The sequence below is a fragment of the Pseudomonas koreensis genome, assembly GCF_012986595.1.
Classification (GTDB): Bacteria; Pseudomonadota; Gammaproteobacteria; order Pseudomonadales; family Pseudomonadaceae; genus Aquipseudomonas; species Aquipseudomonas koreensis.
Genome location: NZ_JAAQYM010000005.1, coordinates 509,726 through 534,684 on the forward strand (window position 1 = coordinate 509,726; position 24,959 = coordinate 534,684).

The 24,959-nt window shown below is 61.9% G+C and carries 25 protein-coding genes; 8 read left to right on the forward strand and 17 right to left on the reverse strand.

Going from position 1 to position 24,959, the window contains the following annotated elements; translation table 11 throughout:
- Nucleotides 1–115 precede the first annotated feature (115 nt).
- On the reverse strand, nucleotides 116–580 hold the full coding sequence (locus tag HBN98_RS18150; protein ID WP_083367161.1) for a hypothetical protein: 465 nt from the start codon (nucleotides 578–580) through the stop codon (nucleotides 116–118).
- Nucleotides 581–965: 385 nt separating this feature from the next.
- Between HBN98_RS18150 and HBN98_RS18155 the strand changes: the two genes are divergently transcribed.
- A complete protein-coding gene (locus HBN98_RS18155; protein WP_064585737.1) occupies nucleotides 966–3,041 on the forward strand; it encodes an AsmA family protein in 2,076 nt (691 codons plus the stop codon).
- Between the two features lie 140 nt (nucleotides 3,042–3,181).
- On the opposite strand, the gene HBN98_RS18160 is transcribed toward HBN98_RS18155, so the two are convergent.
- Together HBN98_RS18160 and HBN98_RS18165 are read right to left on the reverse strand one after the other, a co-directional pair.
- The gene (locus HBN98_RS18160) at nucleotides 3,182–3,712 is read right to left on the reverse strand and encodes a ferritin-like domain-containing protein (RefSeq protein ID WP_064585738.1); all 531 of its coding nucleotides are present in this window, start codon (nucleotides 3,710–3,712) and stop codon (nucleotides 3,182–3,184) included.
- Nucleotides 3,713–3,812: 100 nt separating this feature from the next.
- Nucleotides 3,813–4,763, reverse strand: a complete 951-nt coding sequence (locus HBN98_RS18165) for a LysR substrate-binding domain-containing protein (protein ID WP_229754991.1) — start codon at nucleotides 4,761–4,763, stop codon at nucleotides 3,813–3,815.
- A gap of 109 nt (nucleotides 4,764–4,872) precedes the next feature.
- On the opposite strand from HBN98_RS18165, the gene HBN98_RS18170 reads away from it, so the two are divergent.
- Together HBN98_RS18170 and HBN98_RS18175 are read left to right on the forward strand one after the other, a co-directional pair.
- Entirely contained in the window at nucleotides 4,873–5,511 is a 639-nt protein-coding gene (locus HBN98_RS18170) for an FMN-dependent NADH-azoreductase (RefSeq protein WP_083367159.1), read from the forward strand.
- A 132-nt stretch (nucleotides 5,512–5,643) separates the two neighbouring features.
- Nucleotides 5,644–6,534, forward strand: a complete 891-nt coding sequence (locus HBN98_RS18175) for an esterase/lipase family protein (protein WP_083367158.1) — start codon at nucleotides 5,644–5,646, stop codon at nucleotides 6,532–6,534.
- A gap of 115 nt (nucleotides 6,535–6,649) precedes the next feature.
- Here the strand turns inward: HBN98_RS18175 and HBN98_RS18180 are convergent, their stop codons facing one another.
- A complete protein-coding gene (locus HBN98_RS18180; RefSeq protein ID WP_064585742.1) occupies nucleotides 6,650–7,537 on the reverse strand; it encodes a DMT family transporter in 888 nt (295 codons plus the stop codon).
- Between the two features lie 96 nt (nucleotides 7,538–7,633).
- On the opposite strand from HBN98_RS18180, the gene HBN98_RS18185 reads away from it, so the two are divergent.
- The 3 genes from HBN98_RS18185 (at nucleotide 7,634) to HBN98_RS18195 (ending at nucleotide 10,008) form a co-directional block, all read left to right on the forward strand.
- Entirely contained in the window at nucleotides 7,634–8,428 is a 795-nt protein-coding gene (locus HBN98_RS18185) for an AraC family transcriptional regulator (protein WP_064585743.1), read from the forward strand.
- A 63-nt stretch (nucleotides 8,429–8,491) separates the two neighbouring features.
- The gene (locus HBN98_RS18190; protein WP_003221193.1) at nucleotides 8,492–8,797 is read left to right on the forward strand and encodes a PsiF family protein; all 306 of its coding nucleotides are present in this window, start codon (nucleotides 8,492–8,494) and stop codon (nucleotides 8,795–8,797) included.
- A 197-nt stretch (nucleotides 8,798–8,994) separates the two neighbouring features.
- Nucleotides 8,995–10,008: an AI-2E family transporter gene (locus HBN98_RS18195; RefSeq protein ID WP_064585744.1), complete on the forward strand. Its 1,014-nt coding sequence runs from the start codon at nucleotides 8,995–8,997 to the stop codon at nucleotides 10,006–10,008.
- 128 nt (nucleotides 10,009–10,136) lie between these two features.
- On the opposite strand, the gene HBN98_RS18200 is transcribed toward HBN98_RS18195, so the two are convergent.
- Nucleotides 10,137–11,411 (reverse strand): Hsp70 family protein, encoded by a 1,275-nt coding sequence (locus tag HBN98_RS18200; RefSeq protein ID WP_064585745.1) that lies wholly within the window; start codon nucleotides 11,409–11,411, stop codon nucleotides 10,137–10,139.
- A gap of 291 nt (nucleotides 11,412–11,702) precedes the next feature.
- Here HBN98_RS18200 and HBN98_RS18205 point away from each other — a divergent pair, with 291 nt between their 5' ends.
- Together HBN98_RS18205 and HBN98_RS18210 are read left to right on the forward strand one after the other, a co-directional pair.
- Complete coding sequence (locus HBN98_RS18205; RefSeq protein WP_064589945.1) at nucleotides 11,703–12,650, forward strand: DnaJ C-terminal domain-containing protein; 948 nt, start codon at nucleotides 11,703–11,705, stop codon at nucleotides 12,648–12,650.
- Between the two features lie 23 nt (nucleotides 12,651–12,673).
- Nucleotides 12,674–12,979: a chaperone modulator CbpM gene (locus HBN98_RS18210; protein WP_064585746.1), complete on the forward strand. Its 306-nt coding sequence runs from the start codon at nucleotides 12,674–12,676 to the stop codon at nucleotides 12,977–12,979.
- Nucleotides 12,980–13,091: 112 nt separating this feature from the next.
- On the opposite strand, the gene HBN98_RS18215 is transcribed toward HBN98_RS18210, so the two are convergent.
- The 12 genes from HBN98_RS18215 to urtA form a co-directional block, all read right to left on the reverse strand.
- Entirely contained in the window at nucleotides 13,092–14,219 is a 1,128-nt protein-coding gene (locus tag HBN98_RS18215) for a sensor histidine kinase (RefSeq protein ID WP_083367157.1), read from the reverse strand.
- A gap of 156 nt (nucleotides 14,220–14,375) precedes the next feature.
- Nucleotides 14,376–16,076, reverse strand: coding sequence for an urease subunit alpha (ureC, locus tag HBN98_RS18220; RefSeq protein ID WP_064585748.1), 1,701 nt, complete (start codon nucleotides 16,074–16,076; stop codon nucleotides 14,376–14,378).
- A 169-nt stretch (nucleotides 16,077–16,245) separates the two neighbouring features.
- Entirely contained in the window at nucleotides 16,246–16,554 is a 309-nt protein-coding gene (locus tag HBN98_RS18225) for an urease subunit beta (RefSeq protein ID WP_064585749.1), read from the reverse strand.
- Complete coding sequence (locus tag HBN98_RS18230; protein ID WP_083367156.1) at nucleotides 16,551–17,087, reverse strand: GNAT family N-acetyltransferase; 537 nt, start codon at nucleotides 17,085–17,087, stop codon at nucleotides 16,551–16,553. Before HBN98_RS18230 ends, HBN98_RS18225 begins: the two co-directional genes overlap by 4 nt.
- 6 nt (nucleotides 17,088–17,093) lie before the next feature.
- Nucleotides 17,094–17,627 carry a GNAT family N-acetyltransferase gene (locus HBN98_RS18235; protein WP_064585751.1) on the reverse strand — a complete coding sequence of 178 codons (534 nt, stop codon included), beginning with the start codon at nucleotides 17,625–17,627 and terminating at the stop codon, nucleotides 17,094–17,096.
- 9 nt (nucleotides 17,628–17,636) lie between these two features.
- Nucleotides 17,637–17,939, reverse strand: coding sequence for an urease subunit gamma (ureA, locus tag HBN98_RS18240; RefSeq protein WP_003221215.1), 303 nt, complete (start codon nucleotides 17,937–17,939; stop codon nucleotides 17,637–17,639).
- A 151-nt stretch (nucleotides 17,940–18,090) separates the two neighbouring features.
- A complete protein-coding gene (locus tag HBN98_RS18245) occupies nucleotides 18,091–18,930 on the reverse strand; it encodes an urease accessory protein UreD (RefSeq protein ID WP_083367155.1) in 840 nt (279 codons plus the stop codon).
- Nucleotides 18,931–18,973: 43 nt separating this feature from the next.
- Entirely contained in the window at nucleotides 18,974–19,672 is a 699-nt protein-coding gene (urtE, locus tag HBN98_RS18250) for an urea ABC transporter ATP-binding subunit UrtE (RefSeq protein ID WP_083367154.1), read from the reverse strand.
- A gap of 120 nt (nucleotides 19,673–19,792) precedes the next feature.
- Nucleotides 19,793–20,662, reverse strand: a complete 870-nt coding sequence (gene urtD / locus HBN98_RS18255; RefSeq protein WP_064585754.1) for an urea ABC transporter ATP-binding protein UrtD — start codon at nucleotides 20,660–20,662, stop codon at nucleotides 19,793–19,795.
- Nucleotides 20,659–21,738: an urea ABC transporter permease subunit UrtC gene (gene urtC / locus HBN98_RS18260; RefSeq protein WP_083367153.1), complete on the reverse strand. Its 1,080-nt coding sequence runs from the start codon at nucleotides 21,736–21,738 to the stop codon at nucleotides 20,659–20,661. Before urtC ends, urtD begins: the two co-directional genes overlap by 4 nt.
- The gene (urtB, locus tag HBN98_RS18265; RefSeq protein ID WP_083367152.1) at nucleotides 21,738–23,240 is read right to left on the reverse strand and encodes an urea ABC transporter permease subunit UrtB; all 1,503 of its coding nucleotides are present in this window, start codon (nucleotides 23,238–23,240) and stop codon (nucleotides 21,738–21,740) included. Before urtB ends, urtC begins: the two co-directional genes overlap by 1 nt.
- Before the next feature lie 237 nt (nucleotides 23,241–23,477).
- Nucleotides 23,478–24,743: an urea ABC transporter substrate-binding protein gene (urtA, locus tag HBN98_RS18270; RefSeq protein ID WP_064585757.1), complete on the reverse strand. Its 1,266-nt coding sequence runs from the start codon at nucleotides 24,741–24,743 to the stop codon at nucleotides 23,478–23,480.
- Nucleotides 24,744–24,959: the final 216 nt, after the last annotated feature.

Below are 24,959 nucleotides of genomic sequence, written 5' to 3' on the forward strand. Positions count from 1 at the left end.
TCGAACGGCAGGGGAAAGTCAGCAGAGGGAAATCCAGTCTTGCGGTGTGTCTCGGGGCTGAAAAAGTCAAAAGCCCAATCGGGTGATTGGGCTTTTTTTCCAGGCCGCCACGGGCTTAGCTCAAAGCGCTGTTGCGTTCGATCACACGGTCACCACCACCTTCAGCAAGGGTTTGGCCTTGTGGAGTGCGATCGCTGCCATCGGAAGCCAGAGTCTGACCTTGTGGGGTTTTGTCGTAGCCATCGGAAGCCAGAGTCTGACCCTGTGGGGTTTTGTCATAGCCGTCTTCAACCAGACCTTTCTCTTCCAGGCGATCACGGCCGCCTTCAGCTACAGCTTGACCTTGTGGAGTCTTGTCGTAGCCATCTTCAACCAGACCTTTCTCTTCCAGACGATTACGGCCGTTTTCAGCCAGGGTCTGACCTTGTGGGGTACGGTCGCTGCCGTCGGCCGCCACAGTCTGGCTGAATACCGAGTGGCTGGATTTCACTTGTGGGGTAGCCTGTTCGGCAGCGGGCAGGGCGAAAGCAGTGCTGGCTAGCATCGACAGGGTAAGGCTGAGCAGTAATTGGCGTTTCATGATGGGTTGCTCCTTGGGAGGGCGATAAAGTGGGTACGAAGCCAATGCTACTCTCGATAAGTCGATATAAAAGTTCATAAACGCAATGGTAATAATCAACAGAATTGATTGTTCTGCCGAGGCGCTCTAGCTCGGGCGTTTGCGGGCGGTGGTTTTGCACCGCAGTGGGTATTTTCGACTCACTCGCGCCTCGCAAATGTGCGGGTGGCGGTAACGCACTTCGACCGATCGGTCAGCATTCGGGCGATTTTTTGCCGTGGAATCTATATTCCGATTAAACCTGCGCACTGTTTGCCAGTCGTAGAATTCATGAGGGCCGCTTTGGCCCGTCGTTTCAGCTGTGCGTCGCGAAGTCGGCGTGCGGTCGTCATCAGGAGTCTTGTGCATGACGCGCACCGGGAAAATCTTCAGTTGGACCTTCGCCATCCTCGTACTGCTGCTGGCGGTGCTGGTTCTGATCATCGTGTTCTTCGACTGGAACCGGATCAAACCGCCGCTCAACGCCAAAGTCTCGGAAGAACTGCATCGACCGTTTGCCATTAACGGCAACCTCGCGGTGATCTGGCAGCGCGAGCCGGATGAGGGCGGCTGGCGGGCCTGGGTGCCATGGCCGCATGTAGTGGCTGAAGACTTGACGCTGGGCAATCCGGACTGGTCGAAACAACCGCAGATGGTCACGCTCAAGCGCGTGGAACTGCGCATCTCGCCGCTGGCGCTGCTGGCGCAACGAGTGACGATCCCGCGTATCGACCTGACTGAACCCAATGCACAGCTGCAACGCCTGGCCGACGGCCGCGCCAACTGGACCTTCAAGTTCGATCCGAAGGACCCGAACGCCGAGCCGTCCAACTGGGTGGTGGACATCGGGGCGATTGGCTTCGACAAGGGCCACGTCACGCTGGATGATCAGACGCTCAAGACCAACCTCGACGTGGTGATCGATCCGCTGGGCAAACCGATTCCGTTCAACGAGATCGTCGGTGACAAAGCCGCGAAGACTGCGCAGGACAAGGGCGCCGCGCCGCAGGACTATGCGTTCGCGCTGAAGGTCAAAGGCCAGTATCACGGCCAGAATCTCACCGGCCAGGGCAAGATCGGCGGGCTGCTGGCGCTGCAGGATGCGAACAAGCCGTTCCCGCTGCAGGCCCAGGCGAAGATCGGCGCCACCAGCATTGAACTGGCCGGCACCTTGACCGACCCGCTCAACCTCGGCGCCCTCGATCTGCGTCTGAAGCTGGCCGGCGCCAGCCTCGGTAACCTCTATCCACTGACCGGCGTGACCCTGCCGGACACGCCGCCGTATTCCACCGACGGTCACCTGATTGCCAAGCTGCATGACGCTGCTGGGGCGAAATTCACCTATGAGCAGTTCAACGGCAAGATCGGCAGCAGCGACATTCACGGTGATCTGACCTACGTCGCCAGCCAGCCACGGCCCAAGCTGAGTGGCGCGCTGCTGTCCAACCAACTGCTGTTCGCCGACCTCGCGCCGTTGATCGGTGCCGACTCCAATGACAAGCAAAAGGCCCGCGGCGGCGAGAGCAAACAGCCGACCGACAAAGTGCTGCCGGTCGAAGAGTTCAAGACCGACCGCTGGCGCGCGATGGACGCCGATGTCGAGTTCACCGGCAAGCGCATCGTGCACAGCGAAAAACTGCCGTTCAACGACCTCTACACCCACCTGAAGCTCAACGACGGCGAACTCAGCCTCGAGCCGCTGCGCTTCGGCGTGGCTGGCGGCAATCTGGACGCGCAGATCCGCCTCAATGGCCGCACCGAACCGCTGGAAGGCCGGGCCAGACTGACCGCCCGCAAATTCAAGCTCAAGGAGCTGTTCCCGACCTTCGAACCGATGAAAACCAGTTTCGGTGAGCTCAATGGCGATGCCGATATCAGCGGTCGCGGCAACTCGGTGGCCAAGCTGCTCGGCGGCGCCAATGGCAACCTGAAGATGCTGATCAACGACGGCGCGATCAGCCGTGAGCTGATGGAACTGGCGGGGCTCAACGTCGGCAACTATGTGATCGGCAAGATCTTTGGCGACAAGGAAGTGAAGATCAACTGCGCGGCGGCGGACTTCGACATCAAGACCGGCCTGGCGACCACGCGGCTGTTTGTGTTCGATACCGAGAACGCGATCATCTATATCGATGGCACGGCGAACATGGCCACCGAGCAACTGGACCTGACCGTAACGCCGGAATCCAAGGGCTGGCGTCTGATCTCGCTGCGTTCACCGTTGTACGTGCGCGGCAAGTTCATCAAACCGGACGCGGGCGTGAAAGCCGTGCCGCTGATGCTGCGCGGGGCGGGGATGGTTGCGTTGGGCGTGATTGCCGCACCGGCGGCAGGGCTGCTGGCGCTGGTGGCACCAAGCGGTGGTGAACCGAATCAGTGTGCGCCGTTGCTGCAACAGATGAAGGCCGGCAAGGCTCCAGTGACCGTCAAACCAACCAAATAAAGCCAAGAGCAAAAGATCGCAGCCTGCGGCAGCTCCTGCAGAGGAATGCATTTTCCTGTAGGAGCTGCCGCAGGCTGCGATCTTTTTGCTTCTGCTACGGCGCCTTCGCGAGCTTGCTCGCGAAGGCGGTTTTGAACGGCTTAGAGGTCTTGCAGGATGTCGGCCATGTCATCCGCATGCTCTTCTTCCTGTGCCAGGATGTCTTCGAAGATGCGTCGGGTGGTCGGGTCTTTATCGCCGATGTATTGAATGATTTCGCGGTAGCTGTCGATGGCGATCCGTTCGGCCACCAAGTCTTCGTAGACCATTTCTTTCAGGGTGTTCCCGGCCACGTACTGGGCGTGGGACATTTTCGACAGCAGGTCCGGGTTGAACTCCGGCTCGCCGCCCAGTTGCACAATGCGCTCGGCCAGACGGTCGGCGTGTTCTGCTTCCTGAGTGGCGTGTTCGAGAAATTCCTCGGCGGCCACGTGGGCCTTCAGGCCGTTGGCCATGAAGTAATGACGCTTGTAGCGCAGTACGCAGACCAGCTCGGTGGCCAGCGATTCATTGAGCAAGCGCAGCACTTCCTCACGGTTGGCGCTGTAGCTCTCGGTTACCGCGCCGTTCTCGACGTGTTGCCGTGCGCGCTCGCGCAGGGTTTTTACATCAGATAAATGCATGTCACTCATTTCAGTCTCCTGGAGGCTAATCCGATTGGCGCCACGCTCTACTGACGTGATTGCCTACCCAGGTTGTGAGTCCTGCGCGATGCAAAAAGTTTTATCGGTTTTACGCTGATTCCCCGGCAGGCGCGGGCGAAGCCTGCGATCTTGGCGTCAGCCCGGACAACACGGCCTCCTCCTGCAACCAGGCAAAGAAAGCCCGCACTGGCGGATGCCGCTCCCGTCCCGGCACGCAAAGTGCGCTGTAACCGGCGCCATCGACCTGCACCTCGCCCTTGTATGGCACCAGCAAACCGCTGGCGACGCTTTGCGAGACCAGAATATTGCTCGCCAGCACCAGGCCTTGCCCGGCAATCGCGGCCTGCAGGGCGTAATGCTCCTCGTCGTATTCGCGGATCGCGGGTTGCTGGCTCAGCCACTGCTCGCCGGACCTGGCGCACCACGCTTCCCAGCCATGGGCATAGAGCCTGGAGTTGTGCCAGTGCACGCTGATCAGCGCCGGCGTGCGCCGGGCGGCCAGTGCCACCTGCTCCGGCGAGCCGTACACGCCGAACGACTCATCGAACAGGCACAAACCGTAGAGATTGGGGTAGTCGTCGAGGCTGTAGCGCAGCACCAGATCGACGCTGGCGTCCTGATGCAGGTCGATGACTTCACAGTGGGTATCCAGGCGCACATTGATGTTCGGGTGCCGGGTGTAAAAACGCCCGAGGCGCGGCACCAGCCACAGCGCGGCGAACGCGGCGGTGGTCGACAGTGTCAGGCTGCTGCCACTGCGTTGCGGACGCAGGGTGTCGACGCTTTGCGCCACTTCCAGCAGCGCGCCGTGCAGGCTGCGAAACAGCCGCTCACCGCCCTCGGTCAGACGCACCTGACGCGGCAAGCGTTCGAACAGCGCCACACCGAGCCAGTCTTCCAGCGCGCGTATCTGATGCGAAATCGCCGTGGGGGTGACCGACAACTCTTCGGCGGCGGCTTTGAAACTCAGCAGGCGCGAAGCGGATTCGAAGGCGCGCAGGGCGGTCAGCGGCAATGAGGCGAACATTGATAGCTCCATGGATGAAATTAATTCATCCCGACTGATTTTTGCTCATTTGAGACGACGGCAAGCCAGCGGCAATGTGGCGCCAAGCACCCCGAAAAGTCCAGTCTCAAAGGAGTTTCAGATGAGCAAGATTCTTGCGATTCATGCCAGCCCACGCGGTGACCGTTCGCACTCACGGCGCCTGGCGGAAAGTTTTCTCAGCGCCTGGCAAGCGCGTCAACCGCAGGCTCTGGTCACCCGCCGCGAAGTCGGACGGGCGCTGATTCCAGCGGTCAACGAGGCGTTCGTGGCGGCAGCGTTTTACCCGGAACCCCAAGCCCGTCCGTTGTCGATGCAGGCCGATCTGGCGCTCAGCGATCAACTGGTCGGTGAGTTGTTCGAGCATGACCTGCTGCTGATTTCCACGCCGATGTACAACTTCAGCGTGCCCAGCGGCCTCAAGGCCTGGGTCGATCAGATCGTGCGCCTGGGCCTGACGTTCGACCACACCCTGGACAACGGCGTGGCCCAGTACACCCCGCTGCTGCAGGGTAAGAAAGCGCTGATCGTCACCAGTCGCGGCGGTTTCGGCTTCGGCCCCGGCGGTGAACTGGAAGCACTGAACCACGCCGACCCATGGCTGCGCACCGCGCTGGGCTTTATCGGCATCAACGACGTCAGCGTGGTCGCGGCCGAGGGCGAAGAATCGGCCGAGCGCACTTTCGCGGTGTCGCTGGCCGAGGCCGAGCAGCGCTTGCTCGACCTCGCCCGGGCGTTCTAGAAGGCCTGGCTGATTGTGGCGGGGGTGGTGGGCCTGAAGTAGGCTGATGGTGGAGTTGTCATCATCAAGGAGGATGCTTGGCGGGCGTTTTGCACGTCTGGCATCCACTTACGACCACAAGGATGTTTGCCCATGTCACAAGGTACGGCGACACGTTATCCACTGGTGCTGGTGCCGGGCATGCTCGGGTTTATCCGGCTGCTGCTGTACCCGTACTGGTACGGGATCATCAAGGCCTTGCGCCGCGGTGGTGCAACGGTGATCGCGGTGCAGGTGTCGCCGCTCAATTCCAGCGAGGTGCGCGGCGAGCAATTGCTGGCGCGCATCGACGAGATATTGCGCGAGACCGGCGCCGCCAAGGTCAACCTGTTTGGCCACAGCCAGGGTTCACTGACCGCCCGCTATGCCGCCGCCAAGCGGCCGGACCTGGTCGCGTCGGTGACCTCGGTGGCCGGGCCCAATCACGGTTCGGAGCTGGCCGACTATCTGCAACAACACTACCCGGCGAACAGCGCCAAGGGCCGTCTGCTCGAGGCGCTGCTGCGTTTTATCGGCTGGCTGATGGCGCTGCTGGAAACCGGCTACCACGGGCCGAAACTGCCGGTGGATATCCACGCTTCCCATCAATCGCTGACCCGTGAGGGCGTGGCGCTGTTCAATCAGCGTTATCCACAGGGCTTGCCCGAGACCTGGGGCGGACACGGACCGGAAGAGGTCAACGGCGTGCGCTATTACTCATGGTCGGGGACGTTGCAGCCGGGCAAGACCGATCGTGGCGGCAACCTGTTCGACGGCACCCATCGCAGCTGCCGCCTGTTCGCGAAAACCTTTGTGCGAGAGCCGGGGCAGTGCGACGGGATGGTCGGGCGCTACAGCTCGCACCTGGGCACGGTGATTGGCGACGACTATCCGCTGGATCACTTCGACATCGTCAACCAGTCGCTGGGGCTGGTGGGCAAAGGCGCGGACCCGGTGCGGCTGTTTGTCGAGCATGCCGCGCGGCTCAAGGCTGCCGGGCTTTAACCTGCTTTTGTGGCGAGGGAGCTTGCTCCCGCTGGACTGCGCAGCAGGCCCCGGCCTTTAAAAAGGGGCCGCTTCGCGCCCCAGCGGGAGCAAGCTCCCTCGCCACAGGAATTCGTCAGGCAACGCTGATCCGACGGCCCAACACCGTGGTCCAACGCTCGGACAGAATCACCCCGCCCAACGTCAGCACCCCGCCCACCAGGTGATACATCGCCAACTCTTCCTTCAACACCACCGCCGCAATCAGCGCGGTAATCAACGGCAGCAAGTTGAAGAACAACGTCGTCCGGCTCGGCCCCAGACGCTGCACCGCTTGCATCCAGGCCAGCGGCGCGAGCATCGAGGCCAGCAGGCACGCGTACAGCACCAGCGGAATGTTCTGCACGGTCAGGCCGGTCTTCGGCGAGGCGGCGTACAGCGGAAACAGCACCACAATCGCCACCAGCACCTGCAGGTACAACAACACCAGCGGCGGCAAACGCAGCTGCCACTTTTTCAGCAAGGTGCTGTAGATCGCGTAGGCGAGGGTGGCGATCAGCATCATCGCGTCACCCAGATTCACCCCATGCTGCAGCAGCGCACCGAGGCTGCCCGACGAGACCACCACCAGCACGCCGGCGAACGACAGCACCGCGCCGAACAAAGCGCCGGCGGTCAGACGCTGGCCGAGGCTGATGATTGCCATGGCCAGCGACATCAATGGCATCAGCGACAGAATGATGCCCATGTTGGTCGCGGTGGTCAGGGTCGCGGCGAAGTAGGCCAGGCTTTGATAGACCGCCATGCCCAGCACGCCGAGGACGAAGATCTTGCCCAGGTTCGGGCGGATCTGCGGCCAGTGCGCGATCACCGCCTTGAGCATGAACGGGGTGAACAGCAGCCCGGCCAGCAGCCAGCGATAGAAACCGATCTCCGCGGGGAAGATCGCCCCGACCGCCAGTTTGTTGATCACGGTGTTGCCGGCCCAGATGAAAATCGCCAACAGGGGAAACGCGTATTGCATGAATTAAAACCAGAACGTTGATGAACGGTGATTATCCCCTGTCTGAATGCAGCCCTATACTGCGAACCGGACAACCTGCCTCTGTAACCGGACAGCATGAACAGTAAACACATCGATCTGCTGGATTTCAGCGAACTGCCGTCAACGGTGTACTTCCGCTACGCCGACTTCAACGCCCATGAATACGCCGCGCCGCACCGTCATCCTTGGGGCACGCTGGAGTACGCGGCCCACGGCGTGCTGCACATGGACGTCGACGGCAGCCGTTTCATGTCGCCGCCGCAATACGCGGTGTGGGTGCCGCCGCAGGTCGAGCACAGTTTTTACAGCCACCAACCGGTCAACTATCGCGCGGTGTGCCTCGACCCCAAGGTCTGCGCCGATCTGCCGGCGCGCGCCTGCACGCTGGCGATCAGTGACATCCTCAAGGCGATCCTCAAGGACTTCGCCGCCCGCGACGTGAAAATCCCCGAACTGGATGCCGACCAGCGTCTGGCCCAGGTGCTGGTCGATCAACTGCAACAGGCGCCGGTGCATGAATGCTACCTGCCGTACGCCAGCCACCCCGGGTTGCTGGCGATCCTCGATGCGTTGCAGGCCGATCCGGGAAATAACCAGCCGCTGGCGCACTGGGCGGCGCAGGTGCACGTCAGCGAGCGCACCCTGGCCCGGCAATTCGTGCGCGAACTGGGGATGAGTTTTGGCGAATGGCGTCAGCGTCTGCGTTATCTGGCCGCGATCGAGGCGCTGGAAAGTACGAAGAGCGTGCAGGAAATCGCTTTTGATCTGGGTTACAGCAGTGGTTCGGCCTTCATCGCCATGTTTGCTCGCCAGGCCGGGTGTACGCCGGAACAGTATCGGCGCAGCCATCTCGAAGGCAGGAAGGTGTAACAAGATTTGGCTACACTCCAGCAGAGGCCGCATCCATCGGTGCGGCGACAAGGAGAAAACTCCATGAAGATGTTGCGTGTCCCTTTGTTGATGATCGGTCTGCTCCTGTGTTCCCAGGGTTTCGCCGCCACGGCGCAACAGAACAAAATGACCACCTGCAATGCCGACGCTACCGCCAAGAGCCTCAAGGGCGACGAGCGCAAGACTTTCATGAGCACCTGCCTCAAGGCCGCGCCGGCCGCCAATGACGCCAAAGTGCTGACCCCGCAGCAGGAAAAAATGAAGACCTGCAACGCCGACGCGAAAACCAAAGCCCTGACCGGCGATGCGCGCAAGACGTTCATGAGTGATTGCCTGAAGAAAAAGTAATCAGCAAGGATTTGTGGTGAACGGGCCGGCCTCTTCGCGAGCAGGCTCGCTCCCACATTGAAATGCATACCCCTTGTGGGAGCGAGCCTGCTCGCGAAGGGGCCAATGAGCGCGACAAGGTCCCTGCATATCCCTAGTGCTCTCCCCTGAACGCTGGCAGACTGCCAATCCTTTTACGCCGTTCGTTTTGAGGCTGTATGCCAACGTTTTCTGAGCGTCATGTTGTGTTCTGGGTCAGTTGCATCATCATTGGCGGCGGTTTGCTGCTGGCATTGCCGCTGCGCTTGTTGCCCAGCCTGCTGGCCGGTTTGCTGGTGTTCGAACTGGTCAACATGCTCACCCCGCAACTGCAACGATTGATCGAAGGTCGGCGTGCGCGCTGGCTGGCGGTGGCGCTGCTGGGCACCCTGGTGGTCAGTGTGCTGGCGCTGATCTTTGCCGGGGCTATCAGTTTCCTGCTGCACGAAGCAGAAAATCCCGGCGCCTCGCTCGACAAATTCATGGGCGTGGTCGACCGCGCGCGCGGGCAACTGCCGCCGTTTCTCGATGCCTACCTGCCGGCCAGTGCTGCGGAATTTCGCGTGGCCATCGGCGAATGGGCGAGCAAGCACCTGTCCGAGCTGCAACTGGTGGGCAAGGACGCCGCGCACATGTTCGTCACCTTGCTGATCGGCATGGTCCTCGGCGCGATCATCGCCTTGCAGCGAGTGCCGGATCTGACCAAACGCAAACCGCTGGCCGCCGCCCTGTTCGACCGCCTGCACCTGGTGGTTCAAGCCTTTCGCAACATCGTCTTCGCGCAGATCAAGATTTCCCTGCTGAACACGTTCTTCACCGCGATTTTCCTGGTGGTGGTCTTGCCGCTGTTCGGCATCAAGCTGCCGCTGACCAAGACCCTGATCGTCCTGACCTTCCTGCTCGGCCTGCTGCCGGTGATCGGCAACCTGATGTCGAACACGCTGATCACCATCGTCGGCCTGTCGCTGTCGATCTGGGTGGCGGTGGCGGCGCTGGGTTACCTGATTTTTATCCACAAGCTCGAATACTTCCTCAACGCGCGCATCGTCGGCGGGCAGATCAGTGCCAAGTCGTGGGAGTTGCTGCTGGCGATGTTGGTGTTCGAAGCCGCGTTCGGCCTGCCGGGGGTGGTGGCAGGGCCGATTTATTACGCGTATCTGAAGAGTGAGTTGAAGCTGGGCGGGATGGTGTAGGGCGTCCACTGTGGCGAGGGAGCTTGCTCCCGCTGGGGCTGAATCAAAAGTCTGGGCCTGCTGCGCAGTCCAGCGGGAGCAAGCTCCCTCGCCACAAGATGTGTGATCAGACCATTACAGGTTGTGTATCAGGCCATTGCGCCGTAACGCTTCATCGCTTCAATCGCCAAACCGCTACCAATGCTGCCAAAGATATTCCCTTCGACATGTCGTGCGTTCGGCAGCATCGCCGAGACACTGTTGCGCAAGGCCGGGATGCCGCTGGAACCGCCGGTGAAGAACACCGTATCGACCTGAGCCACTGACACGTTGGCATCGTTCAACAGCTGCGTGACGCTGCCGCGCACGCGCTCCAGCAGGGCGTCGATGGACGATTCGAACAGGGCGCGGCTCAGCTCCACGCTCAAGCCTGGCTCGATTCGGTCCAGCGGCACATGGCGGCTGTCGGCGTGGGTCAGCTGGATCTTGGTTTCTTCCACTTCCATCGCCAGCCAGTGCCCGGCGCGCTGTTCGATCAGTTTGAACAGGCGGTCGATGCCGCCAGTGTCCTCGATGTCGTAGCGCATGCTGCCCAACGCCAGGGTCGACTTCTGCGAATACACCGAGTTGATGGTGTGCCAGGTCGCCAGGTTCATGTGGTGGCTGGTCGGCATGTAGGCACCGCTCTTCATGCGGCTGCCGTAGCCGAACAACGGCATCAGGCCTTGCAGGCTCAGCTGTTTGTCGAAATCGGTACCGCCGATGTGCACGCCGCCGGTGGCGAGGATGTCATCGTGGCGGTTGTCCATGCCGCGACGCTCGGGCGACAGGCGCACCAGCGAGAAGTCGGACGTACCACCGCCGATGTCGACAATCAGCACCAGCTCTTCTTTTTCGATGGTCGACTCATAGTCGAATGCGGCGGCAATCGGCTCGTACTGGAACGACACGTCCTTGAAGCCGAGCTTGCGTGCCACTTCGACCAGGGTGTCTTCGGCTTCCTGGTCGGCCAGCGGATCGTCATCGACGAAAAACACCGGGCGCCCCAGGACCACTTGCTCGAACTCCCGACCGGCGGCGGTTTCGGCGCGGCTCTTGAGTTGGCCGATGAACAGCCCCAGCAGGTCCTTGAACGGCATCGCGGTGCCGAGGACGCTGGTGTCGTGCTTGATCAGCTTGGAACCCAGCAGGCTTTTGAGCGAGCGCATCAGCCGGCCTTCGTAGCCTTCCAGGTACTCGTGCAGCGCCAGACGACCGTAAACCGGGCGGCGCTCCTCGATGTTGAAGAAGACCACCGACGGCAGGGTGATCTTGTCGTCTTCCAGCGCGATCATCGTTTCCATGCCGGGGCGCAGCCAGCCGACGGTGGAGTTGGAGGTGCCGAAGTCGATGCCGCAGGCACGGGCTGGAGAGGCGTTGTTCATGTCTTTCGGGATCCGGTCAAAAAACGGCCGCGCAGTGTATGTCAGTGCGCGACAGATTCGAAGGCCGGTCATCTGCTATTTCACGACTAAGCTTCTTGAAAGTCGCAGCTTCGCCCCAAACTTGCTGGCATGGGCCGGCAGACATACCGGCGGTCGCAAGAACCGTCGTCCACTGCCGATAAACTTCTGCTGCGCCACCCGGTCACAACCTTGAGATCGGTCAACCCGGCACGCGCAAACAGGCGCATGCTGCAGGCGGCGCGAAATCGATAACGGATGGTGATTCCTTCGATGGACTTCAAAGACTATTACAAGATACTCGGCGTGGAGCCGACAGCGGACGACAAGGCGATCAAGGCGGCCTATCGCAAGCTGGCGCGCAAATACCACCCCGATGTCAGCAAGGAAAAGGATGCCGAGGCCAAGTTCAAGGACGCCTCGGAAGCCTATGAAGCGCTGAAAAGCGCTGACAAACGCGCCGAATACGACGAGCTGCGCCGCTACGGCCAGCACGGTCAGCCGTTCCAGGGGCCACCGGGCTGGCAGAGCCGTGGCGGTTTTGGCGGCGGTGGTGACACCGGCGACTTCTCGGACTTCTTCAGTTCGATCTTCGGCAATCGCGGCCCCGGTTTCGGTGGTGGCGAAGGTCGGCAACAACGCAGTGCAGGGCGCCGAGGGCAAGACGTGGAAATGGAACTGCCGATCTTCCTCGAGGAAACGCTCTCGAATGAATCGAAGAAGGTCACCTTTCAGGTGCCGCAATACAACGCCAACGGTCAGCACGTCAGCAACACCAGCAAAAGCCTGAACGTGAAGATCCCGGCAGGCGTGACCGACGGCGAGCGCATCCGCCTCAAGGGCCAAGGCGCGCCGGGCATCGGTGGCGGGGCCAATGGTGATCTGTACCTGACCATTCGCTTCGCGCCGCACCCGAAATTCGATGTCGAAGGCGAAAACCTGATCATCACCCTGCCGCTGGCGCCATGGGAACTGGCCCTGGGCACCGAGGTGGCCGTGCCGACCCTGACCGGCAAGATCAACCTCAAGGTTCCGGCCGGTAGCCAGAACGGCCAGCGCATGCGTGCCAAGGGTCATGGTCTGAAAAACAAGGCGGGTGAACGCGGTTACCTGTTCGTGCAGCTCAAGGCCGTGATGCCGAAAACCTCGGACGACGAGGTCAAGGCGCTGTGGCAGGAACTGGCGAAGAAAGCCGCCTTCAATCCGCGCGAGAACTTCTGAATCCGACGACGGAGTAGCCCATCATGAGCAGCCCCCTGATCGTTCTACTGGACTTGGCAGAATTCTGTGAGGCGGCCGATCTGTCGGACGTCTACGTGATCGAAATCGTCGAACACGGCATACTCGAACCTCAGGGCGCGCAGCCCCGGGAATGGCGTTTCACCGACTACGAACTGAGTCTGGCCAAGCGCGCCGCCAAGTTGCGGCGCGAACTGGAGCTGGAGTGGGAGGGGGTGGCGCTGGCGTTGAATCTGCTGGAAGAAGTGCAGGCGCTACGGGCCGAGAACCGCATGCTGCGTCAGCGGTTGGGACGCTTGGTGGTCGAATAGGTTCTTGGTGGTATTGGCCGGCCTCATCGCTTGCAAGCCAGCTCCCACAGGGCAATGCGATCAAATGTGGGAGCTGGCTTGCCAGCGATAAATTCACCGCAGATTTCCCTACTTAAACCTTTCTCGGCAACACCACACTGAACAATGTCCCGTCAGTCTCGCTCGAGCTGACTTCGATCGTCCCGCCATGGGCGTTCACCACTTCCTTGACGATGAACAGGCCCAGCCCGAGGCTGGTCGACGGCTGCCCGAGCTCTTCGTCGGCGCTGCGTACCAGCGGGTCGAAGATCGTGCCGATTGCCTCTTCGGGAATCGGTGTGCCGAAGTTATGCACCGTCAGGCAGACGTTATCGACGTTGCCACCGAGGTGGATGTTCACCTCGCGCTGGTTCGCGCCGTGCTGCAAGGCATTGCCGATCAGGTTTTGCAGAAGTTGATCGATCCTGCCGGCGTCCCAGGTGCCTTGGGTATCACCCTCGACCGTCAGCGTCGGATGGTACTGGGGGTTGCCGGCACAAGCCTCGGCGATTGCCGCCCGTGCAGCGTTGGCCATGTCCATCGGCACCGGCTCGATCGGCAAGCTGCGGCCCAGGCGACTGCGCACCAGCTCGAGCAAGTCACCGACCATCGACGCCATGTGTCGCGCGCCACGCTTGATGTGCAGGGCGCAGGCCAGGGCATCGCCCTCGAGGCTGGATTTGCGCAGCAACAGTTCGGTGGACATGCTCACCGCCTGCAGGGGCGCGCGCAGGTCATGGCCGAGGATCGCGAGGAAGATGTCCCGCGAGCGGTTGACCTGTTCGGCATAGGCGGCGGTCGATTCGGCGAGCGCTTCGTCGATGGCTTCGTTGAAACGGATCATGTCCTGGAAATAGGCCTTGTCCGGCGATTCGAGGCTGTCGACCCACAGACGGATGACGCAGGCGCGCAGATGACGGAACTCGCTGGTCATCTGCACCAGATCAAACCCCACGGTGTGGCGCAGCTCGCCATGGCTGGCGCCGGCTTCGTCAAGGCTCGGCGTCTTTTCCGGGCCTTCGCCTTTGGCTTTGGCGGCTTGCTCAGCAGGGGTTTGCGGCTTGTTCATGTCACGGGCGGCAGCCCGCAGGATGGCGCTGGCGTGATCGCGCAGGGCCGTGGAGTCCAGATAGTCGGCGGCCGGCGTGATGGTCGCGGCGAACTGTTCCCACTCATCGACGATAGGCTCGATATTGGCCAGGATGAACTCGGATAGACGCATGGGCAGTTCCTGAAAAGAGGTGGAGCGAATCGAATAGTAGACCCTTTGACGAGAAATACACGACCGTTTGTGCAGTGGTTTGATACCGCCACGAAAAAGGCCCCGAGACGGTGCGCAAGGCACGGCCCGGGGCCTTTTTACCGCGTGTCGGCTGCGTCAGAACAGGAAATAACGCTGGGCCATGGGCAGGGTTTCCGCCGGTTCGCACCACAGCAGCACGCCGTCGGCCTTGACCTGATAGGTCTGCGGATCGACGTCGATGTTCGGCAGATAGTCGTTGTGGATCAGGTCGGTTTTCTGCACCTCGCGGCAGCCTTTGACCACGCCGATTTTCTTCTTCAGCCCCAGCGCTTCGGGCAACCCGGCCTCGTGTGCCGCCTGGCTGATGAAGGTCAGGCTGGTGGCGTGCAGTGAGCCGCCGTAGCTGGCGAACATGGGGCGGTAGTGCACCGGTTGCGGGGTCGGAATCGAAGCGTTGGCATCGCCCATCAGGCTGGCGGCAATCGCGCCGCCCTTGAGAATCAGCGTCGGTTTCACGCCGAAAAACGCCGGACGCCAGAGCACCAGATCCGCCCATTTACCGACTTCGATCGATCCTACCTCGTGGCTGATGCCGTGGGTGATTGCCGGGTTGATGGTGTACTTGGCGATGTAGCGTTTGGCGCGGAAGTTGTCGTTGCCTTCGCCATCCTGCGGTAGCGGGCCGCGCTGTTTTTTCATCTTGTCGGCGGTCTGCCAGGTGCGCGTGATGACTTCGCCGACGCGGCCCATGGCCTGGCTGTCGGAGCTGATCATCGAGAAGGCGCCAAGGTCGTGAAGGATGTCTTCAGCGGCAATCGTCTCGCGGCGGATGCGGCTTTCGGCAAACGCCACGTCTTCGGCGATGCTCGGGTCGAGGTGGTGGCAGACCATCAGCATGTCGAGGTGTTCGTCGATGGTGTTGCGGGTGAACGGCCGGGTCGGGTTGGTCGAGCTCGGCAATACGTTAGGGAAGCCGCAGGCCTTGATGATGTCCGGCGCATGCCCGCCACCGGCACCTTCGGTGTGATAGGTGTGGATGGTGCGGCCCTTGAACGCACCGAGGGTGGTTTCGACAAAACCAGACTCGTTGAGGGTGTCGGTGTGGATCGCCACCTGCACGTCGTACTGGTCGGCGACGCTCAGGCAGTTGTCGATGCTCGCCGGGGTGGTGCCCCAGTCTTCATGCAACTTGAGGCCGATGGCCCCGGCCTTGACCTGTTCGATCAGCGGCTCCGGCAGGCTGGCGTTGCCCTTGCCGGTGAGGCCGATGTTCATCGGGAAGGCATCAGCGGCCTGGAGCATGCGCGCCAGGTGCCACGGCCCGGAGGTGCAGGTGGTGGCGTTGGTGCCGGTGGCAGGTCCCGTGCCGCCGCCGATCATGGTGGTGACGCCGCTCATCAGCGCTTCTTCGATCTGCTGCGGGCAGATGAAGTGGATGTGGGTGTCGATGCCGCCCGCGGTGAGGATCATGCCTTCACCGGCGATCACTTCGGTGCTGGCGCCGATGGCGATGGTCACGTTGGGCTGCACGTCCGGGTTGCCGGCCTTGCCGATCGCGGCGATGCGCCCGTCCTTGAGGCCGACGTCGGCTTTGACGATGCCCCAGTGGTCGATGATCAGCGCGTTGGTGATCAGGGTGTCGACCACTTCGGCGGCGAGCAGCTGGCTCTGACCCTGGCCGTCACGGATGACTTTGCCGCCGCCGAATTTCACTTCTTCGCCGTAGGTGGTGAAGTCCTTTTCGACTTCGATCCACAGCTCGGTGTCCGCCAGGCGTACCTTGTCGCCGACGGTGGGGCCGAACATGTCGGCGTAGGCTTGCCGGGAAATCTTCATTTCAATTCCTTGCACAAATGTATTGTGGCGAGGGAGCTTGCTCCCGCTGGGCTGCGCAGCAGCCCCACAACCTGCCAATAATTTCTTTCATACACACCGCGTCCCCGGGTTTGCGAGTGCTACGCACTCAAGCGGGAGCAAGCTCCCTCGCCACAGGCTTGTGTGCGTCTCAGTCGAGATCACCCATGACCCGCCCGGCAAACCCGAACACCCGCCGAAGCCCGGCGTACTCCACCAGCTCGACCTCGCGGCTCTGCCCCGGCTCGAAGCGCACGGCGGTGCCGGCCGGGATGTTCAGGCGCATGCCGCGGCTGGCGGCGCGGTCAAAGGTCAGCGCGTCATTGGTTTCGAAAAAGTGGTAGTGCGAGCCGACCTGGATCGGCCGGTCGCCACTGTTGGCGACTTTCAGGCTGACGGTGCGGCGGCCGACATTCAGCTCGATGTCGCCGGGCTGGATCTGGTACTGGCCGGGAATCATGGCCGGGCTCCTTGCAGAATCTTGTAGTAGAGGGCGGTCGGTCGATAAGTGCCGTGAGGGTCGCAGGCGTAGTCGGGGATTTCCCCGGCGCGGGTGTAACCCAGGGCTTTATAGAAATCTTCGGCGGGGGAGCCGGCCTCGGTGTCGAGGTAGAGCATGCCGCGCTTGTGCTTGGCCGCTTCGAGCTCCAGCGCAGTCATCAGTTGTTGACCGAGGCCGCGCCGGCGCGCCTGTTCGCGCACCAGCAGTTTTTGCACTTCGGCGCGATTGAGGCCGTTGGCCTTCTGGCACAGGCCCAACTGCACACTGGCCTGCACCTGTTCATCCTTGACCACCACCCAGAGCAACACGCTGCCCTTGTTCACTTGTTGCTGCACCTCATCGAAATAGGCGCGGGCCTGCGCGGCATCGAGGTCGGCCATGAAGCCGACGCTGGCGCCATAGCCCACGGCATCCAGCAGCAGGTCAATCAGGCCCTGACGATAGTGCGCAAAACTTTCTGCATTGACGCGTCGCAGTTGGGCGGGGTTCATCGCGTGTCACTCCTTGTTGGCGACCGGCGGCTGTGCGCCAGGATTAAGGGTCAGTTGCATGAACGTCAGGTCGAGCCAGCGGCCGAACTTGGTGCCGACCTGCGGCATTTGCCCGGTGATGCTGAAACCGGCGCGTTCGTGCAGACGAATGGAAGCGGCGTTGCCACTCTCAATGGCGGCGACCATCACGTGCTTGTCGCAGGCCTTCGCCCGTTCGATCAGCACGCTCATCAATTGCGGGCCAAGGCCATTGCCGCGCTGGTCGCTGCGCACGTAGACCGAGTGCTCGACGGTGTGGCGGAAACCGTCGAACGGCCGCCAGTCACCGAATGAAGCGTAGCCGAGCACTGCATTGTCGCCGTCGACGATCACCAGAATCGGGTAGGCCTGAGCCTGGCGTGCGCTGAACCATGCCTGACGGTTGCCGAGATCGACCGCCGATTCGTTCCAGATCGCCGTGGTGTTGAGCACCGCGTCGTTGTAGATGTCGCGGATCGCCGGCAGATCGGCGTGCAGGGCATCGCGAATGGTGTAAGTCATGGCGCGGCCTCAGACGATCGGCTGGTGGACGGTGACCAGTTTGGTGCCGTCGGGGAACGTCGCTTCGACCTGGATCTCCGGGATCATTTCCGGGATGCCTTCCATCACTTGTTCGCGGCTGAGCAGGGTGGTGCCGTAGTGCATCAACTCGGCCACGGTCTGGCCATCCCGGGCACCCTCCAGCAGTGCGGCGGAAATGTAGGCCATGGCTTCCGGGTAGTTGAGCTTCACGCCACGGGCCAGTCGGCGCTCGGCGACGAGGCCGGCGGTGAAGATCAACAGCTTGTCTTTTTCGCGTGGGGTCAGGTCCATTTGTTTTTCAAATCTCGGCAGAAGAACGTTAAGTCGTACACCGTGTAGGAGCTGCCGCAGGCTGCGATCTTTTGATCTTGCTTCTGGATATCAAAATCAAAAGATCGCAGCCTGCGGCAGCTCCTACACGGGATTACAGGGGGAATGCATTTCAGGTATTCCAGATTCGTGGTGGCTGGGCCTCGCGGCCGAGCAGGGCCGGGCGCAGCAGGCGCCACAGGTCGATCAGCCAGGCGCGGGCCAGCAGTGCCTCGTTCGCCAGACAGCGGGCCACCAACAGCCCCGGCAACTGGGTCAGATCGCCGCGTACCTCATGGCCCAGCGAGCGACAACGCTCCAGCAGTTCGGCGTCGATTTCACCGGTCACCAGCAGGGTCGCGAACACCGGGTGGCCATCCAGGCCAATGGGCGAATCGAGCAGGCCGTCATTACCGCTGAGGCGCTGGCGCTCATGCCAGAGCAAGCGGCCGTCGCGGCGAATATCCAGGTGCGCCTGGAAATGTCCGAGGTCGAAGCGCTCGCCACTGGCCGGGCGACCCAGCGCCACCACGTCCCAGTAGAACAGCCGTGCATCGCCCTCAAGCTCGATCGCGGTGGTGAGCTCAGCCTGGGCGGCGCTGTAGACGATGGTTTCCTGCGGCAGCCATTCGAGCGTCGCGCCGGCCGCCACTTTCAGGTCGAGCCGCTGATACGCCGGCCCTGCCGCGCGATACCACTTGGCCGCGCCGGGGCTGGTGATCTGCGCCCAGGCGTCTGGTTCGACGCGGGCGCTGATGTTCAGCCGGTCACCGCCGGCGATCCCGCCCGGTGGGTGAACGATGATGTGCTGGCAGACCTCGGGGCCTTCGGCATACAGGTGCTTTTGCACCCGCAGCGGACCGAGATGGCGGCGCTGAACCGGGCGCGTGCAGTCGCCGAAGCGCGCGTAGGCCAGCTCCAGCTCGGCGTGCCAGCTCGGGGTAAACAGGGCAGGTGAAACAGTCGAATTCATGGTTTGTAATTATCGTTAGGAAGCTACAGATTAGTTCGTTGTACTAGATCGTTACCAGCCCGCGCACACCCTCGGCCTCCATATTTTCACCGCGACCCTGCTGCACGATCTCGCCCCGGGACATCACCAGATACTGATCGGCCAGTTCGGCGGCGAAGTCGTAGAACTGCTCCACCAGCAAAATCGCCATGTCGCCACGGGCCGCGAGTGTCTTGATCACCGCGCCGATCTCCTTGATCACCGACGGCTGGATGCCTTCGGTGGGTTCGTCGAGGATCAGCAAGCGCGGGCGGCTGGCCAGTGCGCGACCGATCGCCAGTTGCTGTTGCTGACCGCCGGAGAGATCGCCACCGCGACGCTGCTTCATTTGTAGCAGCACCGGAAACAATTCGTAGATGAAACTTGGCACTTCTTTGGCTTCACTGCCGGGAAACCGTGACAGACCCATCAGCAGGTTTTCTTCCACGGTCAGCCGGCCGAAGATTTCCCGGCCCTGTGGCACATAGGCAATACCAGCGTGCACGCGCTGGTGCGGCTTGAGCGTGGTGATCGGTTGGCCCTCCCAGTTCACCGCACCTTCCTTGGCCGGCAACAGGCCCATCAGGCATTTGAGCAGGGTGGTCTTGCCCACGCCGTTACGGCCAAGCAGGCAGGTGACTTCGCCGACCTTCACGTCAAAGCTCAGGCCACGCAGGATGTGGCTACCACCGTAGTATTGGTGCAGCTTGTCGACTTGCAGCATTCTCAAAATCTCCTCAAATCCCTGTGTAGGAGCTGCCGCAGGCTGCGATCTTTTGATCTTGTTTTTAAGATCAAGATCAAAAGATCGCAGCCTGCGGCAGCTCCTACAGGGGATGGATCGTCAGCGGCCGAGGTAGACCTCGATCACCCGCTCGTTTTCCTGCACCTGTTCCAGCGACCCTTCGGCCAGCACGCTGCCCTGATGCAGCACCGTTACGTGGTCGGCGATCGAGCCGACAAAGCCCATGTCGTGCTCCACCACCATCAGCGAATGCTTGCCGGCCAGCGACTTGAACAGCTCGGCGGTGAATTCGGTTTCGGCATCGGTCATGCCCGCCACCGGTTCGTCGAGCAGCAACAGTTGCGGGTCCTGCATCAGCAGCATGCCGATTTCCAGAAACTGCTTCTGGCCGTGGGACAGCAAGCCCGCCGGGCGATTGACTGAAGAGGTGAGGCGAATGGTTTCCAGCACTTCGCTGATGCGATCACGCTGCTCACCGCTCAAGCGTGCACGCAAGCTGGCCCACACCGACTTGTCGGTTTTCTGCGCCAGCTCCAGGTTTTCAAACACGCTGAGGGCTTCGAACACCGTAGGCTTCTGGAACTTGCGCCCGATCCCGGCCTGGGCGATCTGCACTTCGCTCATCTGCGTCAGGTCGAGGGTTTCGCCGAACCAGGCCTTGCCGTGGCTGGGGCGAGTCTTGCCGGTGATCACGTCCATCAGCGTGGTCTTGCCCGCGCCGTTGGGGCCGATGATGCAGCGCAATTCGCCGACGCCGATGTACAGGTTCAGATCGTTCAGGGCGCGGAAGCCGTCGAAGCTGACGCTGATGTCTTCCAGGGTCAGGATCGTGCCGTGCCGGGTGTCGAGACCCGGGCCGACCCGTTGGCCGAGGCCGATGGAATCGCGGCTGGTGCCTTCATCCTTGTTCGGTTCGACGGGAAAGAACGCCGGTTCCAGCATGAATTCAGCCGTTGCTGTCACTCTCATTGCTCACCTCGTTTCTTCAGCAGACCGATCACACCTTTGGGCAAATACAACGTCACAACAATGAACAGCGCGCCGAGGAAGAACAGCCAGTACTCGGGAAAGGCCACGGTGAACCAGCTCTTCATGCCGTTGACCACACCAGCGCCGAGCAACGGGCCGATCAAGGTTCCGCGCCCGCCGAGGGCGACCCAGACCGCCGCTTCGATGGAGTTGGTTGGCGACATTTCGCTGGGGTTGATGATCCCCACTTGCGGCACATACAAGGCACCGGCCAAACCGCACAGCACCGCGCTCAGGACCCAGACAAACAGCTTGAAACCACGCGGGTCGTAGCCGCAGAACATCAGTCGGTTTTCCGCATCGCGCAGCGCGGTCAGTACCCGGCCGAACTTGCTCTGCGCCAGGCGCCAGCCGATGAACAGGCTCGCCACCAGCAGCAACACCGTGGCCAGAAACAGCACCGCGCGGGTGCCCGGTTCAGTGATGCCGAAACCGAGAATCGTGCGGAAATTGGTGAAGCCGTTGTTGCCGCCGAAGCCGGTCTCGTTGCGGAAAAACAGGAGCATGCCGGCGAAGGTCAGGGCCTGGGTCATGATCGAGAAATACACGCCCTTGATCCGCGAGCGGAAGGCGAAGAAACCGAAGACCAGCGCCAGCAGGCCGGGTGCCAACACCACCAGACACATCGACCAGACAAAGCTGCTGGTGCCGCTCCAGTAGCACGGCAACTCCGTCCACGACAGAAAGGTCATGAACGCTGGCAAGCCATCACCGGCGGCCTGGCGCATCAGGTACATGCCCATCGCATAGCCGCCGAGAGCGAAGAACAAGCCGTGGCCCAGCGACAGCAGGCCGGCGTAACCCCAGACCAGATCCAGCGCCAGGGCGACGATGGCATAGCAGAGGATCTTGCCGACCAGCGTCAGGGTGTAGGCCGAGATGTGCAGCGCACTGTCCGGCGACAGCAGCGAGAGCAGCGGCAGGGCGATCAGCAGCGCAAGAATCACCGCGCCGACCGCCAGCGTGACTCTCGGCCCGGCCTTTTGCGTGGCTGTAACTAATAGAGGCTGGTTCATCAGTCGATCACCCGTCCTTTCAGTGCGAAGAGGCCTTGCGGACGTTTCTGGATGAACAGAATGATCAGCGCGAGGATCAGGATCTTGCCCAGCACCGCACCGATCTGCGGCTCAAGAATCTTGTTGGCGATACCGAGGCCGAACGCCGCCAGCACGCTGCCGGCCAGTTGCCCGACACCGCCGAGCACCACCACCAGGAACGAATCGATGATGTAGCTCTGGCCGAGGTCCGGGCCGACGTTGCCGATCTGGCTCAGCGCCACGCCACCGAGGCCGGCGATGCCCGAGCCGAGGCCGAAGGCGAGCATGTCGACGCGCCCGGTGGGCACGCCGCAGCAGGCGGCCATGTTGCGGTTCTGCGTGACCGCGCGCACGTTGAGGCCCAGGCGCGTCTTGTTCAGCAACAGCCAGGTCAGCACCACCACGAACAAGGCGAAGGCGATGATCACGATGCGGTTGTATGGCAGCACCAGATTCGGCAGCACCTGGATGCCGCCGGACAGCCACGCCGGATTCGCCACTTCAACGTTCTGCGCACCGAACAGCAGGCGCACCAACTGGATCAGCATCAGACTGATGCCCCAGGTGGCGAGCAGGGTTTCCAGCGGCCGGCCGTAGAGGTGACGAATCACCGTGCGTTCCAGCGCCATGCCGATCGCCGCCGTGACAAAGAACGCCACCGGCAGCGCGATCAGCGGATAGAACTCGATGGCTTGCGGGGCGTAGCGCTGGAACATCAACTGCACCACGTAGGTCGAGTAGGCACCGAGCATCAGCATCTCGCCGTGGGCCATGTTGATCACCCCGAGCAGGCCGAAGGTGATCGCCAGACCGAGTGCCGCCAGCAGCAGGATCGAACCAAGCGACATGCCGCTGAACGCCTGACCCAACACTTCGCCGATCAGCAGTTTGCGCTTGACCTGCGCGAGGCTGGTTTCGGCGGCCGTGCGCACGCCGGGATCGGTTTCGACGCCGGGTTCGAGCAAGCCTTCGAGGCGGGTGCGGGCCAGTGGGTCACCGGTTTCACCGAGCAGGCGCACGGCGGCCAGACGCACCGCCGGGTCGGCATCCACCAGTTGCAGATTGGCCAGGGCCAGGCTCAGGGCGTCGTGAACGCCAGGGTCTTTTTCGCCAGCCAGTTGCTGGTCGAGGAATTTCAGCTGCGCGGGTTTTGCGCTTTTCTGCAATTGCTGCGCGGCGCTCAGACGGATTTTGGCGTCGGCGGCGAGCAATTGGTGGCTGGCCAGTGCAGTGTCGATCAGGCCCCGCAGGCGGTTGTTCAGGCGCAGGGTTTTGGTTTGGCCGTCGAGGGTCAGTTCGCCTTGTTGCAGGGCGTTGATCAGCTCGACACGCGCCGGCTCGGGCTGCGCGGCCCAGGCTTCCAGCAGTTTGGCTTGTTGCACGGGATTGGCGGCGACGAAGTCTTCGGCGTCGCCGGCGTGGGCCATCATCGGCAGCAAAAGTGCGATGACGCAGATAAAGCGGTAGAAAGCAGTGGGCATAGTCAGTCGCCTTGACGCGGACATTGTGGGAGCGAGCTTATGTGGCGAGGGGATTTATCCCCGATCGGCTGCGAAGCAGTCGCGAAATCAGCCGACGCGATCAATCTGATACACCGCGACTGCTGGATTTGGGGCTGCTTCGCAACCCATCGGGGATAAATCCCCTCGCCACATAAGCTCGCTACCACAGGGAATTGCATCAGCCCCACGCCAGGCGCAGGACTGACATCCAATAGCTCAGTTGCTCTTCACCGCATAATCCGGCTTCTTGTCGTTGCCATCGATAAACGGACTCCACGGTTGCGCGCGGATCGGCCCTTCGGTCTGCCACACCACGTTGAACTGACCGTCGTTCTGGATCTCGCCGATCATCACCGGCTTGTGCAGGTGGTGGTTGGTCTTGTCCATGGTCAGGGTGTAGCCCGATGGCGCGGCGAAAGTCTGGCCGGCCAGCGCTTCGCGGACCTTGTCGACGTCGGTGGACTTGGCTTTCTCCACCGCCTGCGCCCACATGTGGATGCCGACGTAGGTGGCTTCCATCGGGTCGTTGGTCACGGCTTTGTCGGCGCCCGGCAGGTTGTGTTTCTTGGCGTAGGCCTTCCAGTCCGCGACGAACTTCTTGTTCACCGGGTTCTCGACGGACTCGAAGTAGTTCCACGCCGCGAGGTTGCCCACCAGCGGCTTGGTGTCGATGCCGCGCAGTTCTTCTTCGCCGACCGAGAACGCCACGACCGGCACGTCGGTGGCCTTCAGGCCCTGGTTGGCCAGCTCTTTGTAGAACGGCACGTTGGAGTCGCCGTTGACCGTGGAGATGACCGCAGTCTTGCCGCCCGCAGAGAATTTTTTGATGTTGGCGACGATGGTTTGATAGTCGCTGTGGCCGAACGGGGTGTAGACCTCTTCGATGTCCTTGTCGGCCACGCCTTTGGAGTGCAGGAACGAGCGCAGGATCTTGTTGGTGGTGCGCGGGTAGACGTAATCGGTGCCGAGCAGGAAGAAACGCTTGGCGCTGCCGCCTTCTTCGCTCATCAGGTATTCCACCGCCGGGATCGCTTGCTGGTTCGGCGCGGCGCCGGTGTAGAACACGTTTGGCGACATCTCTTCGCCTTCGTACTGCACCGGGTAGAACAGCAGGCCGTTGAGTTCCTCGAACACCGGCAACACCGATTTACGCGACACCGAGGTCCAGCAGCCGAATACCACGGCGACTTTGTCCTGGGTCAGCAACTGCCGGCCCTTTTCCGCAAACAGCGGCCAGTTCGACGCCGGGTCGACCACCACCGGTTCGAGCATCTTGCCGTTCACCCCGCCCTTGGCATTGATCTCGTCGATGGTCATCAGCGCCATGTCTTTGAGCGACGTTTCGGAGATCGCCATGGTCCCGGACAACGAATGCAGAATCCCGACCTTGATGGTCTCGGCAGCCTGGACAGTCCAGGTCATGCCCATCGCGGCAATGGATGCCGTGAGAGTGAAAGCCTTGATCAAACTGCGACGCTTCATTGTGCGATCTCCATGAACGTTTAATTTTTCTGGTTGGCAGATGCGGACGACTGAAGGTGTGTTTTGCAAGGGCTGTGCCCGGTCGGGATCGGGCAGGAAAATGTCGGTTTAGAGCGGTTGCGCGCGGGCGGGGTGCACCATGAAGGGACGCGGGTGGAGCGTTGGTGCAGGCGGCCGCGCCAGATTGGGGCGCGATTTCAAGGACAACACTGTCCC